This is a genomic window from Micromonospora sp. NBS 11-29, assembly GCF_002140155.1.
GTDB lineage: Bacteria > Actinomycetota > Actinomycetes > Mycobacteriales > Micromonosporaceae > Micromonospora.
In genome coordinates this window covers 1-15,810 of sequence record NZ_NAPR01000004.1, presented here as the reverse complement: position 1 = coordinate 15,810, position 15,810 = coordinate 1, and the positions used below count along the sequence as shown (strand labels likewise).

General features: G+C 72.0%; 12 protein-coding genes. 10 read left to right on the top strand and 2 right to left on the bottom strand.

The genetic code is table 11. The annotated features are described in order from the left end of the window. Nucleotides 1-42: 42 nt before the first annotated feature. Nucleotides 43-756 carry an alpha/beta fold hydrolase gene (locus B1205_RS04070; protein WP_089154411.1) on the bottom strand — a complete coding sequence of 238 codons (714 nt, stop codon included), beginning with the start codon at nt 754-756 and terminating at the stop codon, nt 43-45. A 17-nt stretch (nt 757-773) separates the two neighbouring features. Next, entirely contained in the window at nt 774-1,607 is an 834-nt protein-coding gene (locus tag B1205_RS04065) for an alpha/beta fold hydrolase (RefSeq protein WP_089154410.1), read from the bottom strand. Nucleotides 1,608-2,684: 1,077 nt separating this feature from the next. Here B1205_RS04065 and B1205_RS30855 point away from each other — a divergent pair. From B1205_RS30855 to B1205_RS04025, 10 genes are all read left to right on the top strand, one after another. After that, complete coding sequence (locus B1205_RS30855; RefSeq protein WP_254909711.1) at nt 2,685-2,813, top strand: hypothetical protein; 129 nt, start codon at nt 2,685-2,687, stop codon at nt 2,811-2,813. Beyond that, a complete protein-coding gene (locus B1205_RS04060) occupies nt 2,810-3,670 on the top strand; it encodes a 3-hydroxyacyl-CoA dehydrogenase family protein (protein WP_089154409.1) in 861 nt (286 codons plus the stop codon). The genes B1205_RS30855 and B1205_RS04060 overlap by 4 nt, the downstream gene beginning before the upstream one ends. Beyond that, the gene (locus B1205_RS04055; protein ID WP_089154408.1) at nt 3,670-4,377 is read left to right on the top strand and encodes an O-methyltransferase; all 708 of its coding nucleotides are present in this window, start codon (nt 3,670-3,672) and stop codon (nt 4,375-4,377) included. Before B1205_RS04060 ends, B1205_RS04055 begins: the two co-directional genes overlap by 1 nt. Nucleotides 4,378-4,391: 14 nt before the next feature. Further along, nucleotides 4,392-4,670, top strand: coding sequence for an acyl carrier protein (locus B1205_RS04050; protein ID WP_089154407.1), 279 nt, complete (start codon nt 4,392-4,394; stop codon nt 4,668-4,670). Next, complete coding sequence (locus tag B1205_RS04045; RefSeq protein ID WP_254909710.1) at nt 4,663-5,769, top strand: acyl-CoA dehydrogenase; 1,107 nt, start codon at nt 4,663-4,665, stop codon at nt 5,767-5,769. The genes B1205_RS04050 and B1205_RS04045 overlap by 8 nt, the downstream gene beginning before the upstream one ends. After that, nucleotides 5,657-6,703, top strand: coding sequence for an HAD-IIIC family phosphatase (locus B1205_RS04040; protein WP_254909779.1), 1,047 nt, complete (start codon nt 5,657-5,659; stop codon nt 6,701-6,703). The genes B1205_RS04045 and B1205_RS04040 overlap by 113 nt, the downstream gene beginning before the upstream one ends. Nucleotides 6,704-6,758: 55 nt before the next feature. Beyond that, a complete protein-coding gene (locus B1205_RS04035) occupies nt 6,759-8,648 on the top strand; it encodes an AfsR/SARP family transcriptional regulator (protein ID WP_089154405.1) in 1,890 nt (629 codons plus the stop codon). 69 nt (nt 8,649-8,717) lie between these two features. After that, on the top strand, nt 8,718-12,779 hold the full coding sequence (locus B1205_RS04030; RefSeq protein ID WP_441338447.1) for a type I polyketide synthase: 4,062 nt from the start codon (nt 8,718-8,720) through the stop codon (nt 12,777-12,779). An 11-nt stretch (nt 12,780-12,790) separates the two neighbouring features. Beyond that, nucleotides 12,791-14,914 carry a type I polyketide synthase gene (locus B1205_RS30200; protein ID WP_217809752.1) on the top strand — a complete coding sequence of 708 codons (2,124 nt, stop codon included), beginning with the start codon at nt 12,791-12,793 and terminating at the stop codon, nt 14,912-14,914. Between the two features lie 22 nt (nt 14,915-14,936). After that, the coding region (locus B1205_RS04025; protein ID WP_441338440.1) for a beta-ketoacyl synthase N-terminal-like domain-containing protein at nt 14,937-15,810 on the top strand (874 nt) is incomplete at its 3' end.

Genomic DNA, 15,810 nt, shown 5'->3' with positions numbered 1-15,810 from the left:
GACCTCCGCGCGGCCCGATCGGCCGATGAGGGCCGGCCGCGGTCAGACAGCGGTGCGGTCGACCGCCTCGCGGATCACGGCCGCGACCTGGCGGGGGTGGGACAGCATCAGCAGGTGCGAGGAATCCAACTCGATGACCGTCATGCCGGCCCGCGCGTAGCCGAACCGCTCCACGTCCGGGTTGATGGTGTGGTCGGCGCCGGCCACGACGCCCCACGCGGGCCTGGTCCGCCACGCCGCCGCGGTGGCCTTCTCCGTGAACGCGGCGCCGGCCAGGGGACGCTGGGACACGGCGAGGACACGGGCCCGGGCGGGGTCGACGTCGTGGGCGAAGATCGCCGGGAAAGCGTCGACGTCGACCGTGACGTCGGTGCCCTCCTGCCCGTTCCCGGCCGGGAACGGGGCGTAGCGCAGGGCGGGGGCCAGGTCGGAGTCCGGGAACCGGCCCTGTAGTTCGGCCAGGCTCTCGCCCTCGTCCAAGGCGTACCCGGCGAGGTAGACCAGGCCGACGACGTTGGGCTCCGTGCCGGCGACGGTCGCCACCGCGCCGCCGTAGGAGTGGCCGACCAGGACGACCGGGCCGGGGATCCGCCGGATGACGGCGGCCACGTACTCGGCGTCGCCGATCAGACTGCGGTTGGGTACGGCCGGGACGAGGACCGGGAGGCCCGCGTCGAGGAGTTCGGAGACGACGGGGGCGAAGCTGGAGGCGTCGGCGAAGGCGCCGTGCACCAGGACGACGGTCGTGGAGGTCATGTCGGTGCCCCTTCGACTCAGGCGGCGATGAAGTCGAGCAGGTGACGGTTCACCAGTTCGGGGTGGGTCCAGGCGATGTTGTGCGGGCCGCCGGGGACGACCTCGAAGCGCAGGTCGGCGATGAGCCCGGGAAGCCGGTTGGCGGTGGCGTCGATGGGCAGGATGCGGTCGGCGTCGCCGTGCAGCAACAGGGTCGGCACGTCGATCTTGGCGAGGTCGTCACGGAAGTCGGTGAGCCAGGTGTCCACGCAGGCGTACGCGGCGTGGGCGGAGGCGCCGACGGCGGTGATGAAGCTGTTCTGCCACGCCTGCTCGCTGATCCGGGTGCCGCCGAGGACGTCGACGTTGTAGAAGTCGTCCAGGAAGTTCTTGAAGTAGGCGGGTCGGTCGGCGACGACGGCGGCCTTGATGTCCTCGAAGACCTGCCGGTCGACGCCGTCCGGGTTGTCGTCGGTCTTGAGCAGGAACGGCGGGATCGCGCCCATGAGCACCGCCTTGCGGACCCGCCCGGAGCCGTACGTGCCGAGGTAACGGGTGACCTCACCGGTGCCCATGGAGAAGCCGACCAGGATGACGTCGCGCAGGTCGAGGTGCTCCAGCAGGGTGTTCAGGTCGGCGGTGAAGGTGTCGTAGTCGTAGCCGACCGTGGGCTGGCTGGACCGGCCGAACCCGCGCCGGTCGTAGGTGACGACGCGGTGGCCGGCGGCGAGCAGCTCGCGGGTCTGCTTCTCCCAGGACGCGCCGTTGAGGGGATAGCCGTGCACCAGCACGACGGCCGGGCCGGTGCCGTGGTCCTCGTAGTAGAGGTCGATGTCGCCGCTGTTCTCTTCGCCGACCTTGACGTAGGGCATGTGCGTGTCCTTCCGGAGCGGGGGATGGCGTCCCGGCTGGCCGGCACCCCCGTCCTACCGGCCAGCCACGTCGACGAGTCAACCTGGCGGGCACCCCGGGCACCACGAAGAAGACATGCAGAAGTACGCGCTGGCATGGAGTCACGCCAGGGGTCACGAGCGGCGACAGGCCGGCGCTGCGCAGTTCGGCAGGATCGCATTCATCGCCTGACTGGCGGAATTTACCGGGTGTCTTTCGAGGAGACGGAATGCGACCGTGGTCCACGGCCGAAAGCGCGGACACCGCGCCTGGCGAGCATTCCTCTCCGCTGTTTCCTCATCGGCGTGGTTCGCCGAAACACGGCTAGCGACCCGGTGATCTTACTCAGATCGATTGGCGTACGTCAACGTGTTTCAGCTTCTGTGCAGGTGGGAGGTGTTGATCTGGTCGTCGGAGCGCGGCCGGGTCGACCGTGGATCTGACGGTTTCGGCCCTCATTACCCCATGTCGATCTGTAGATCAACGATCTCCGCAGCTCTGGGGACGCCGTGAAGTGGCAGTTCACCGGCCGGATCGCGCCGTTGGTGCGGCCGGATGGACGTGCGGCAATGCGGGATCGGGCGTACCATTCACGAACGATCCGACCAAGTCGCCCGCCGGGCCGCAAAAAGCCGAGAACGTCGGTTGAGTTCGGCGGGTGGCTGGCCATCCACCTGTAGTACGACGTGGTGTAATGCTGATTTAACCGGTTCAGGCAATGACGTGACACGGCGGTCCGGTACACCGGCCGCCCCACTCGGCTCAGCGTTGTCCGAGATTTTCCGCAGACGAGTCGAGCGCTGGTGGCTGCGCTCCTCAAGTGGAAGTGCAACTTCATGAGCGGGTGCCGGGGTGGAGGTCTGGCGGCCCCCTGTTGAATACTCGGGACCGTTGCCACGGTGCGGTGGCGGACGTTGTTCGCCACTTCACCGACGCGGTAGCGAGCTCCGGCTAATTGGTGAAGCGTCACGGGGGATGGATTTTCAGTCAACGTCACGACAGGTGCCGCCTCGGATGGCGGGCCTTTTTCCGTTTGGACGTGTCGCACGCATTCCCTCGTGGAGCGTGCCATCGATAACCACCCGAAATGGAAAGCTGAGGCGCTGATGATCGAGTTCGTCATGTCGGCCGGCCCGGGCGGCACCCTGCGCACCCCTTCCGTCCCGACAAACGTCGTCGCGCGATGACCGGGGACAGCGGCGCCCAGCAGCTCGCCGTGCTCGGCGCGGGCACGATGGGGCTCGGCATCGCCACCCTGGCCATCGGCCGTGGCGTGCCGGTGGTGCTGGTGGACGTGGACCAGGAGCGGCTGAGCACGGCGCCGGCGCGGTTGCGCAAGGAGCTGCGGCTCGCGCAGATGATGGGCGCCCTGCCGCGCGACGTCGCCGCCGGTCGGCTCGACCTCGCCGAGTCGGTCACGGCCGCGGCGGACGCCACGGCGGTGATCGAGGCGATCACCGAGCTCGCCGACCTGAAGGCCAAGGTGCACCAGGAGATCGCCTCGGTGGTCCGGCCCGGGACGTTGCGGGTCACCAACACCTCCTCCATCCCGGTGGACGAGCTTGCCGGCCAGGTCCCTTCCCCCGAGGACCTGGTCGGCATCCACTTCATGAACCCGCCGTACCTGATCGGCACGCTCGAAGTGGTCCGCGGACCGCGCACGGGTGACCGCGCGATGGCCTCGGTCGCGTCGCTGCTGGCCGCGCTCGGCCGCAAGGGCATCGTCGTCGGCGACGGCCCCGGCTTCGTCACCAGCCGGGTGCTGCACCGCATGATCAACGACGCGGCCAACGTCGTCGAGGAAGGTCGGGCCTCGGTGGAGGACGTCGACGCGCTGATGGAGGGCTGCCTCGGTCACCCGACCGGCCCGTTGCGCACCGCCGACCTGATCGGCATCGACAACCTCGTCGACTCCCTGGTGGTGCTGCACGAGCGCACCGGCGACGACAGCTTCCGCCCGAGCCCGCTGCTCCTGCGCAAGGTCGCCGAGGGCGACCACGGCCGCAAGACCGGCCGCGGCTTCTACGAATACGGGGTGCTCTGATGGCCGGCCAGGTGGAGGTGAGCGACCGGCTGCTCGACTACGTGCGGTCGGTGTCCCTGCGCGACGACGAGATCCTGCGCGACCTGGTCGCCGAGACCGCGTTCATGCCGGCGCTCAGCGCCATGGTCACCATGCCGGAGGAAGGCCAACTGCTCGCCCTGCTGGTCGGGCTGACCGGGGCCAGGCGGGTGTTGGAGATCGGCACGTTCACCGGCTACAGCACGCTGTGCATGGCCCGCGCGTTGCCGTCCGACGGCCGGATCATCACCTGCGACATCAACGAGCGCTGGACCCGGATCGCCCGGCGGTACTGGGAGCGCGCCGGGGTGTCCGACCGGATCGACCTGCGGCTCGGGGACGGCGCGCAGACCATGGCCGACCTGCTCGCCGAGAGTGGGCCGGAGAGCTTCGACCTGGTCTTCGTCGACGCCGACAAGACCGGTTACGCGCGCTACTACGAGGCGGCGCTGACCCTGGTGCGGCCCGGCGGCCTCATCGTGCTCGACAACTCGCTCTACTTCGGCCGGGTCGTGGACCCGGAGGCGAAGGATCCCGACACCGAAGCCATCCGCGCCCTGAACGCCGCCCTGCTCACCGACGAACGGGTGGAACTCTCCCTGCTCGTCATGGCGGACGGGATCACGTTGCTCCGCAAGATCGGCGGGTCCGCTCCGGACCCGACGATCCCTCGGAATACGTCGCACTGAGAAAGGGGCCCCTCATGACCGACTCGACCGCCGAACTGACAGCCACCGACATCGAGCAGCGCATCGGTGAGTTCCTGGAGGCGAGAACCAAGAAGAGCTGGGAGCCGGAGGTGGACCTGTTCGCGTCCGGCGCGGTGTCCTCACTGTTCGCGATGGAGCTGGTGGTGTTCGTGGAGAGCACCTTCGACGTCGCGGTGGAGGGCTCGGACCTGGCGCTGGACAACTTCCGCACCCTGCGTCGGATGAGCGCGCTGGTGACCCGGCTGCGCGGCAGCGGCGGCGAAGGTGCTTGACGAGCTGACCGCTCTGGTCACCGAGACGGTCGGGGACGCCGCGGCCGAGTGGGACGTCACGGGCGAGATCCCGGACGGCGTCCTACGCGGCCTCGGCGCCAAGNNCGCATGGACCATCCGGCGCTTCGGTGACAAGGCGCAGCGGGAGGAGTATCTCGGCCGGCTCACCGGCCGGGAACTGGCCGCGGTGGCGTTCAGCGAACCGGGCGCCGGCAGTGACCTGGCCGCGATGGCCACGGAGATCCGCCGCGACGGCGACGACATCGTCGTCAGCGGCACCAAGACGTGGATCACGGTGGCCGCGTACGCCGACCTGATCGTCGTCTTCGGCCGTTACCAGGGCGGCGGTGCCGTGGCGGTGGTTCCGGCGACGGCACCCGGCGTCACGGTGACGCGGGTGGCCGAACCGCTCGGCTGCCGCGCGGCCGGGCACGCCACCGTGGTGCTCGACGACGTCCGGCTGCCCGCGAGCGCCCTGCTCGCGGTCGCCGGCCAGCCGGTCGTCATGCTGACCACCATCGCGCTGACCTACGGGCGGCTCTCGGTGGCCTGGGGAAGCGTCGGCATGCTGCGCGCCTGCCTCACCGCGGTCGCCCGGCACGCCCGCACCCGCGAACAGTTCGGCAAGCCTCTGGCGCAGCACCAGCTCGTCGCCCGACACCTCGCCGAGCTCTACGCGGCGGAACGCACCGCGACCTTCGCATGTGAGCGGGCCAGCCAGGAGTGGGACAGCGGATCGCCGGAGCAGGTGCCCGCGGCGGTGCTGGCCAAGCACGTCGCCGCCGGCAACGCGGCGCGCGGCGCGGCTTCGGCGCTACAGGTGCTCGCGTCCGCCGGTGCGAACGGCGGTCATGTGGTGGAGCGGGCCTTCCGCGACGCGAAGTTGATGGAAGTCATCGAGGGCAGCAACGAGATGTGTCAGCTCATGCTCTCGAGCCACGTCGTCTCGACGGTCGACTGNCCTGATCTGGGACCTCGACAACACCCTGTGGACGGGCACGCTGACCGAGGACGGTCACGTCGAGGTCGACGACAGCGTCCGCAAAGTGATCATGGAACTCGACGCGCGCGGCGTACTCCAGGCCGTTTCGAGTCGTAACGACCATGACGAGGCGTGGGCACGCCTCGAAGCGCTCGGCCTCGCCGAGTACTTCGTCCTGCCGCACATCAACTGGGGTCCGAAGTCGACGTCGGTGAAGGCCATCGCCGATCGGCTGAACTTCTCCCTGAAGACGATCGCCTTCATCGACGACCTGCCGACGGAGCGGGCCGAGGTCCAGTTCCACCACCCGGACGTCCGTTGCTACCCGGCCGAGCAGGTCACCTCGCTCCTCGACCTGCCGGAGTTCAGCCCGCCGGTGGTGACGGTCGACGCGCGGCGGCGGCGTCAGATGTACCAGGCCGGGTTCGAACGCGACCGGGAACGTGAGCAGTTCCAGGGCGCCGACGAGACGTTCCTGCGCTCGCTCGACCTGGAGATGCGGATCGGCAAGGCCCGGGACGAGGAGATCACCCGGGTCGAGGAGTTGACCCTGCGGACCAGCCAGATGAACGCCACCGGCGTGCACTACTCGGACTCCGCGTTGCGCGCCCTGCTGACCGACGAGGACCACGAGGTGCTGGTCGTCTCGATGTCGGACCGGTTCGGCCCGCACGGTGCGGTGGGCGTCATGCTGATCGAGAAGTTCCCGGCGGCCTGGCGGATCAAGCTGCTGGCGACCTCCTGCCGCGTCGTCTCCTTCGGCGCCGGCGCGGTGCTCCTGCGCTGGCTGACCGACGTGGCCGCGCGGGCCGGCGTACACCTCGTCGCCGACTTCAAGCGCACCGAGCGCAACCGGATGATGGAGGTCGCCTACCGGTTCGCGGGGTTCGCGGCCGCCGAGTGCGACTGTCTCGCGGCGATCACGCCGCCCGAGGGGACCGAGTCCCTCCACCTGGAGCCCGTCCGCCAGGACCCGCCGACGACGGTACGCGTCCTCGCCCCCGAACCGAACGCCGACGGCCTCGGCGGCCCGGAGGTGCTCTGGCGGTAGGCCGCGGCCTGTTCGCACAGCTCAGCTGAAATCGATCGATGACCGGGGGGGTCTCATGCGAATCCTGATGCTTGGTCCATTGCGACTGACAGACGGTGAGAAGACGGTCGCCATCGGCGGCGACCGGTGCCGGGCGACGCTCGGTCTGTTGCTGCTGCACGCCAACCAGGAGGTCTCCACCAGCACCCTCCTCGACGGCCTGTGGGGAGCCGACAAGGCACCGGCGACCGCACGCAAGATCCTGCAGAACGCGATCCGCTCGCTGCGTGTCCTGTTCGCCGAGCACGCCCACGACGGCACCCGGGCCCCGGTCCTGCTGACCTGCGTGCAGGGCTACCAGCTCCAGATCGATCCGGAACAGGTCGACCTGTACCGCTTCCGCCGCCTGGCCCAGGCCGGCCGGGCGGAGCTGATGGCCGGTCGGCCTGCCGCGGCTGCCGCGACCCTGCGCGAGGCGCTGGCGCTGTGGCGTGGGCGGGCCCTCGCCGACGTGGTGGAGGGCGGCCACTCCTGGCCCGAGTTGACCGCCCTCCAGAACGCCCAGCTCGACGCCATGGAGGACTACTACGAGGCGGAGCTGGCCAACGGACGCCCGCAGGCGGTGCTGCCGGGGCTGGAGGCCATGGTCGAGGCCGAGCCGCTGCGCGAGCGGGCCTGCCATCACCTGATGGTCGCGCTGTACCGCAGCGGACGCCAGGTCGACGCGCTGGCCACCTACCGCCGGGTGCGGCACCGACTCGCCGGGGAGTTCGGGCTGGAACCCGGCCGCGAGTTGCAGTTGCTGCACCACGCGATCCTCGTGCACGATCCGGCCCTGACCGCTCCCGCCGGACCGGCGAGGCTGGTTCCCCCGCCGATCGCCGACGGTGGGCTCGGCGAGGTCAGCGCGGTGCTGATCCGGGCCGACTTCCCGCACGGCGACCGAGCCGCCGAGGTGGGTGCGGTCATGGAGCACACCGCCGCCGTCGTACGCGAAGAGGTGGAACGGTCCGGCGGTGCGGTGGTCGGCGCCACCGGCTCGGTCACCCTGGCCCTGTTCCGGCCGGCGGCCGATCAGGGGGAGGGCGCCGAGGGGGCCGCCGGCCGCGCGGTGCGCGCCGCGATGGCGTTACGCCGGCGGATCTGCTCCGACCCCGGCGACAGCGATCGACCCGGCCTGCGGGTGGCCGTGTCGACGGACGTCGTGCCGGCCCGTCCCCAGCGGGCGGTCCTGGAACCGCTGCCGGTCGGCGGCACGGTGCTCGTGCACTGCGAGTCTCTGCTCGGCATCGCCGAGGACACCGAGATCGTCGTGTGCGACCGCACCAGGACCCTCACCGACCGCACCATCCGTTACGGCCGCAAGGGCGGCCTGCGTCCCCAGTGGAGTGTCCGCGGACGGGTCGACGACGACCCGGCGGAACCCGAGGCCCCCGAGACCGCTCCGGGCCCCCTGGACGACCTGTTGGAGCGCGTCGGCGGGCAGGGTCGGCCCCATCTGGTGCTGGTGCTGGGTTNGGCGGGCGCGAGCCGCGGCGGCCGTACCCTCCGGTCGTCTCGAACCGTCCGTCGCGACGGACGCGGCGGAGCGCGAAAACCGCCCGGTCGTGGTCTTCGCCGACGCCCTGCGGTTGGCGGACGACACGGTGCTGAGACTTGTCGGGGACCTGCTGGACCCACCGAGGTCCGAGCCGCCGGTGGCGGTTGCCGCCGGCCGACCGGATCGTGCCCGTGGACGCCCGGGCCGCAGCGCGGGCCCGGGGCACGCCGCCCGGTCGACGACGGAAACGACGCCGGTCGATCCCCCCGCCGCCGTGGCGCTGCTGCCCGAATGGCAGGGGGTTCTCCATGCCGCCAGTTGACGCGATGGTCGCCGGTTGGTACCAGGGACCAGAATCGCCTTCCGGTTCGGGAGTCATGGACCCGACCGCCCACCGCCTCCGCACGGTTAACTGGCCCGGGCTGAGTCCTCGGCCGGAGGAGTGACGAGACGATGGAGAACGAGGAGAGACTGCGGAGCTACCTCAAGCAGGCCGTGAGGGAGTTGCAGGACACGCGCGAGCGTCTGCAGGAGTTGGAGCGGGCGGCCGGCGAGCCGATCGCGATCGTCGGGATGGCGTGTCGCTTCCCCGGCGGTGTCGGCTCCCCTGACGAGTTGTGGGACCTGGTGGCCGAGGGCCGTGACGCGATCGGCCCGTTCCCGGACGATCGCGGCTGGGACGTCGACGGCCGCTACGACCCGGATCCCGGTGTGCCGGGCAGCTTCTACGCCCGCGGCGGCGGCTTCCTGTACGACGCCGCCGACTTCGACGCCGAGTTCTTCGGCATCTCACCGCGCGAGGCGCTGGCGATGGACCCGCAGCAGCGGCTGTTGCTGGAGACCGCGTGGGAGTCGCTGGAGCGCACCGGCCTGGACCCGCAGTCGCTGCGCGGCAGCGACACCGGGGTGTTCGTCGGGCTGATGGGCCACGGCGGGCAGCGCTACGGGCTGGGCGCGGAGGAGTCCGGGCAGGGCGGCGACGGCTTCGGCGGGACGGGCAGCGCGGCCAGCGTCGCCTCCGGTCGGGTGGCCTACCTGCTCGGCTTGGAGGGCCCGACGATGACGGTCGACACGGCCTGCTCGTCCTCCCTGGTCACGATGCACCTGGCGGCTCGCGCCCTGCGCAGCGGGGAGTGCTCGCTGGCGCTGGCCGGCGGGGCCGCGGTCATGCCCACCCTCGACACGTTCGTGGAGTTCTCGCGTCAGCGCGGGCTCGCCGCGGACGGCCGGTGCAAGGCGTTCTCGGCCGCGGCCGACGGCACCGGGTGGTCCGAGGGCGCCGGCATGCTGGTGCTGGAACGGCTTTCCGACGCCCACCGGCACGGCCACCGGGTGCTCGCCGTCATCCGGGGGAGCGCGGTCAACTCCGACGGCGCCTCGAACGGGCTGACCGCGCCCAACGGGCCGTCCCAGCAGCGGGTCATCCGCCGCGCCCTGGCCGACGCCGGCCTCACCCCGGCCGACGTCGACGTGGTGGACGCGCACGGCACCGGCACCCGGCTCGGCGACCCGATCGAGGCGCAGGCGTTGCTGGCGACCTACGGCCGGGAGCGCCCCGAGGGCCAACCCCTGTGGCTCGGCTCGCTGAAGTCCAACATCGGCCACACCCAGGCCGCGGCCGGGGTCGGGGGCATCATCAAGATGGTGCAGGCGTTGCGCCACCGCGTGCTGCCGCGCACCCTGCACGTCGACGAACCGTCACCGGCGGTCGACTGGACGTCCGGCGCGGTGGAACTGCTGACCGAGGCGCGAGCCTGGCCCGATTCCGGTCGCCCGCGCCGGGCCGCCGTGTCGGCCTTCGGGATCAGCGGCACCAACGCCCACCTCATCCTCGAACAGTCGCCGGATCCGGATCCGGAACCCGTCGCCGAACCGGGCCCGGCCAAGGTGCCGGTGCTGCTCTCCGCCGCCTCGCCGGCCGCGCTCGCGGCCCGGGCACGTCAGCTGCACGCGCACCTGACCGCCCACCCCGACGCACCCGTGGCCGCCGCCCTGGCCACCCGGGCGCCGCGGCTGAGCCACCGCGCGGCCGTGACCGGCGAAGACCCGCGCGCCGGCCTGCTGGCCGTCGCCGAGGAACGGCCCGCGCCGGACGTGGTGCTCGGCGTCGCCCGGCCGCGGGGCAAGACGGTGCTCGTCTTCCCCGGCCAGGGCTCGCAGTGGTCCGGGATGGCCCTGGAGCTGTACCGCGAGTCGGAGGTCTTCCGCGACCAACTCGACCGGTGCGCCGAGGCACTCGCCCCGCACGTCGACTGGAACCTGCTCGACGAACTCGCCGGGCCGCTCGACCGGGTCGACGTGGTCCAGCCTGCCCTGTGGGCGGTCATGATCTCGATCGCCGCGCTGTGGCGCCATCACGGCGTGACCCCCGACGCGGTGATCGGTCACTCCCAGGGCGAGATCGCCGCGGCCCACGTCGCCGGCGCGCTGTCCCTGGAGGACTCCGCCGCGGTCGTCGCCCTGCGCAGCAAGGCCATCCTCCGGCTCGCCGGCACCGGTGGCATGGCGTCGGTCCAGCTTCCCGCGGCCGACGTGGCGCTCCGGATCGAGCGGTACGCCGACGCGGTGGAGATCGCCGCCGTCAACGGTCCCGGCAGCACGGTCGTCGCCGGCACGCCCGCCGAGGTGGCCGAACTCGTCGCCGCATGCGAGGCCGACGGGATCCGGGCGCGGGTCATCCCGGTGGACTACGCCTCCCACTCGGCGCCCGTCGAGGCCATCCGCGACGATCTGATGGCCGCGTTGGCCAACGTCACGCCGCAGCCGGCACGGATCCCGTTCCACTCGACCGTCACCGGCGAGGTGGTGGCCGGTCCGGAGCTCGACGCCGAGTACTGGTACCGCAACCTGCGCCGTCCGGTCGGCTTCGCCGCCGGCACCCGCGCCCTGCTCGACGCCGGGCACCGGGTGTTCGTCGAGGTCAGCGCGCATCCCGTGCTGACCGCTGCGATCGGCGAGACGATCGAGGAGGCCGAGGTGGCCGACGCGGTCGTGCTGGGGTCGCTGCGCCGCGACGACGGTGGTCCGGCCCGCTTCCGGGCACAGTTGGCCGAGGCGTACGTGCACGGCGTCGACGTCGACTGGCACGTCGCGCCCGTCGCCACGGAGCTGCCCACCTACCCGTTTCAGCGCCGACGCTACTGGCTGGAGGAGCCCACCGCGTCCGGCGACGCCGCCTCGCTCGGTCTCCGTCCGGCCGACCACCCGCTGCTCGGCGCGACGCTGCGGCCGGCCGACGCCGGGACGCTCGTCCTGACCGGCCGGTTGTCCCGGTCCGCCACGCCGTGGCTGGCGGACCACGCGCTCGGCGACACGGTGCTGTTGCCCGGGGCGGCCCTGGTCGACCTCGCCCTGTATGCCGGCGACCAGGTCGGCTGCGGCAACCTGACCGAACTCACCCTGTCCGAGCCCATCCTGCTCGACGCCGATCTCGACCTCCAGGTGCTGATCGGCCCGTTGACCGACGACGGCCGGTCGTTGAGCGTGCACACCAGCCCCAGCGGCCGCGACGACTGGACCCGGCACGCCGTCGGCTCGCTGACCGACGTCGGCCTCGCCGCACCCGGCGATCTCACCGCCTGGCCGCCGCCGGGTGCAGCCGCCGTCTCGGTCGCGGGCTTCTACGAATCCCTCTCCGAGCAGGGGTACGCCTACGGTCCCGCCTTCCGCGGCGTACGCGCGGCCTGGCAGGACGGCGACGTGCTCTACGCGTCGGTGGAGCTGCCCGACGCGCTAGACGTCGCCGGCTTCGGCCTGCACCCCGCACTGCTGGACGCGTCGCTGCATGTGGCCGCGTTGGCCGGGGTGGACGGCGTCCGCATCCCGTTCAGCTGGACCGACGTGCACCTGCACGCCACCGACGCCCGGCGGGTCCGGGTGCGGATGTCCCCGGCCGGGCCGGACGGGTTCAGCCTGCTCGTCACCGACGAGGCCGGGCACGCGGTGGTCTCGGTGGGACGACTGGCCCTGCGGCCGGTCGAGGCCGACGCGCTCGGGCAGGCGCGCGTGGACAGATCGGCGCTGTTCGGGCTGGACCTGCTGCCGGTGGAACTGCCGCCGGTGCCCGCCGAGTCGACGTGGATCACCCTCGACGCGGACGGTCGGGAGCGCACCGTGACCGCGGCAGCGGCGACGGCCGCGCTGTGGACGTGTCCCGCCGGCGACCTGGTGGACGTCGTGGACCGGACCCTGGAGGTCGTCCGGGGGTGGTTGACCAAGGAGGACCGCGCCGGCACCACGCTGGTGGTGCTCACGCGACGGGACGAACTCGCCCACCGCGCCGTGACCGGGCTGCTGCGCACCGCGCGTACCGAACATCCCGGACGGATCCGCCACATCGACCTCGACGATCACCCGCACACGGCGCGGGCGCTGCCCGCCGCGGTGGCCAGCGAGCACCCGGAGCTGGTCCTGCGTGACGGCCGGGCCGCCGTGCCCCGGCTCGTCCGGGCGTCCGCCTCCCCGGCTCTGTCCGCCCCGACCGGCGAGCCCTGGAGGCTGTCCCTGACCTACCGGGGTGACCTGGACGGGCTGTCGCTCACCCCCTGCCCGGANTGAACTTCAAGGCGGTGCTGCTCGAACTCGGCATGGTGGCGCAGGACCAGTGGTCGTCGCTGGGCGAGGGCGCCGGGATCGTGCTGGAGGTCGGCTCCGAGGTCACCGGCCTGGTGCCGGGCGAGCGGGTGATGGGTCTGTTCACCGGTGGCCTGGGCTCGGTCACGGTTTCCGATCACCGGCTGGTCGTGCCGATGCCCAAGCGCCTGTCCTTCGGGCAGGCCGCCGGCGTTCCGGTCGTGTACCTGACGGCGTACTACGGCCTTGCCGACCTGGGCGGGCTCCAGGCGGGCGAGTCGCTGCTGCTGCACGCCGCGACCGGCGGGGTGGGCTTCGCGGCCCTGCAACTGGCCCGGCACTGGGGCGCCGAGGTGTTCGCCACCGCCAGCGCCGGCAAGCGTGAGGTGCTGCACGCGTGGGGCTTCGACGACGACCACCTGGCCGACTCCCGCAGTCTGGGCTACGCCGAGGCGTTCCTCGCCGTCACCGGCGGCCGGGGCGTGGACGTGGTGCTCAACGCGCTGGCACACGAGCACGTCGAGGAGTCGCTGGCCCTGCTGCCGCGCGGCGGGCGGTTCGTGGAAATGGGCAAGACCGACATCCGCGACGCGGAGGAGATCGCGCGCCGCCATTCGGGTGTGCGATACCAGGCGTTCGACGTGATGGAGGCCGGATTCGACCGCATCGGCGAGATGCTGGAGGAGATCCGGGTCCTCTTCGACGAGGGCGCCCTGCGGCCCTCCCCGCTCACCGCTTTCAGCGTCCACCGTGCGCCGGAGGCGTTCCGGTACCTCAGCCAGGCACGCCACGTCGGCAAGATCGTCCTGACCCTGCCCGCGCCGCTCGACCCGGACGGCACGGTGCTGGTCACCGGGGGCACCGGGGTCCTCGGCGGGCAGGTGGCCCGTCACCTGGTCGCCCGCCACGGCGTACGGCGGCTGCTGTTGACCAGTCGGAGCGGCCCGGCGGCCGAGGGCGTGGAGGAGCTGGTCGCGGATCTGCAGGCGGCCGGCGCCGACCACGTCTCCGTGGTGGCGTGCGACGTCACGGATCGGACGGCCCTGGCGGAGCTGGTCCGCCCCGTGCGACGGCTGACCGGGGTGGTGCACGCGGCCGGGGCGCTCTCCGACGGCGTGCTGGAGGCGCTGACGCGCGCGGATCTCGATGCCGTGCTGCGGGCGAAGGCCCGCTCGGCGTGGTACCTGCACGAGTTGACCCAGGATCACGACCTCGGCATGTTCGTGCTCTTCTCCTCGGCGGCGGGACTGCTCGGCAACGCGGGCCAGGGCGGGTACGCGGCAGCCAACGCCTTCCTCGACGGGCTCGCCGAATACCGCGCGGGGCTGGGCCTGCCGGCCACGTCGATCGCCTGGGGCCTGTGGGCGCACCGGAGCGCCATGACGGGCCATCTGAGCGACGCCGACCGGGACCGGTTGGCCGGCATGGGGCTGGGAGCGATCACCGACGAACAGGGTCTGGCGCTGTTCGACGCCGCGCTGGATCTGCACCGTCCGGTGTCGCTGGCCGTACCCCTCGACATGTCCCGGCTGCGGGCCGGCGGCCGGCCGGTGCCGGACATCCTGTCGGCCCTGGACCCGGGCGTGGTGGTGCGTCGCCGGGCGGTGGAGCAGGTGGCCGCCGGCAGCCTGGCGGACCGCCTCGTCGAACTGCCCGCCCGCCGTCGCCGTGAGGAACTGCTGGAGCTGGTCCGGGAGTCCACCGCGGTCGTCCTCGGGCACAGCACGGCCGCCGCGGTCGACGCGGACAGCGCGTTCAAGCTGCTCGGCTTGGACTCGCTCACGGCTGTGGAGCTGCGCAACCGCCTCGGCAACCTCACCGGGCTGCGGCTGCCCCCGACGGTCGTGTTCGACCACCCCACGCCCGTCGAGCTCGCCGCCTTCCTGGACGAGACGCTCGTGCCCGCCGAGGAGACGACCGTGAACTCCCTCCTGACGGAACTCGACCGGCTGGCGGTGACGGACCTCGACGAGAACGACCGCGGGTTGTTGGCCAAGCGGCTTCAGGAGGCGCTGCGCGCGCTGACCGGACCTGGCGAGACGAGTGGGCCGCGGGATCTCTCCGTGGCCTCCGACGACGAGCTTTTCGACTTCATCGACAGCGAACTCGACACCGCGTGACCTCGGCTGTCCGAACGGAAGGGTGCTGCCCGGGATGTCCAACGAGCAGAAGCTTCGAGACTATCTGCGGCGGGTCACGAGCGACCTGCAGCGTGCACAGCAGGAGCTGCGCGACGCCGAGGCGGCTGCCCGGGAGCCGATCGCCATCGTCGGCATGGCCTGCCGGTTCCCCGGCGGCGTCGACACTCCCGAGGAACTGTGGGAGTTGGTACGCGACGGCCGGGAAGCCCTCACCGACTTCCCCGCCGACCGTGGCTGGGATCTCGACCGACTGTCCGATCCGGACCCGACCACGCCCGGCACGACGTACGTCACGAAGGGCGGCTTCCTGGACGACGCCGGCTCGTTCGACGCCGAGTTCTTCGGGATCTCGCCGCGCGAGGCGACCGCGATGGACCCGCAGCAGCGGGTGCTGCTGGAGGCATCCTGGGAGGCGCTGGAGAACGCCCGCATCGACCCCACGTCGCTGCGCGGCAGCTCGACCGGCGTCTTCGTCGGCGTGATCCCGCAGGAGTACATGCCGCGTGCGGGCGAGACCCCCGAGGACCTGGAGGGCTTCGTCCTCACCGGCGGCACCACCAGCGTGGCGTCCGGTCGCATCGCGTACGAGCTGGGGCTGCTCGGTCCCGCGGTGACCCTGGACACGGCGTGCTCGTCGTCGCTGGTGTCGATCCACCTGGCGGAGCAGTCGCTGCGCAACGGCGAGTGCGATCTCGCGATCGCGGGTGGCGCGACCGTGATGTCCGGGCCCAGCGTGTTCGTGGAGTTCGCGCGGCAGCGTGGGTTGGCGCCGGACGGTCGCTGCAAGGCGTTCGCGGCCGCGGCCGACGGGACCAACTTCTCCGAGGGTGTGGGGGTGTTGGTGTTGGCGCGGTTGTCGGTGGCGCGGGGTCGGG

Excerpts from the sequence above, each read along its gene's own strand:
- B1205_RS04060 (WP_089154409.1), top strand. The coding sequence starts at position 2,810 with ATGACCGGGGACAGCGGCGCCCAGCAGCTCGCCGTGCTCGGCGCGGGC.
- B1205_RS04065 (WP_089154410.1), bottom strand. The coding sequence starts at position 1,607 with ATGCCCTACGTCAAGGTCGGCGAAGAGAACAGCGGCGACATCGACCTC.
- B1205_RS04070 (WP_089154411.1), bottom strand. The coding sequence starts at position 756 with ATGACCTCCACGACCGTCGTCCTGGTGCACGGCGCCTTCGCCGACGCC.
- B1205_RS04055 (WP_089154408.1), top strand. The coding sequence starts at position 3,670 with ATGGCCGGCCAGGTGGAGGTGAGCGACCGGCTGCTCGACTACGTGCGG.
- B1205_RS04050 (WP_089154407.1), top strand. The coding sequence starts at position 4,392 with ATGACCGACTCGACCGCCGAACTGACAGCCACCGACATCGAGCAGCGC.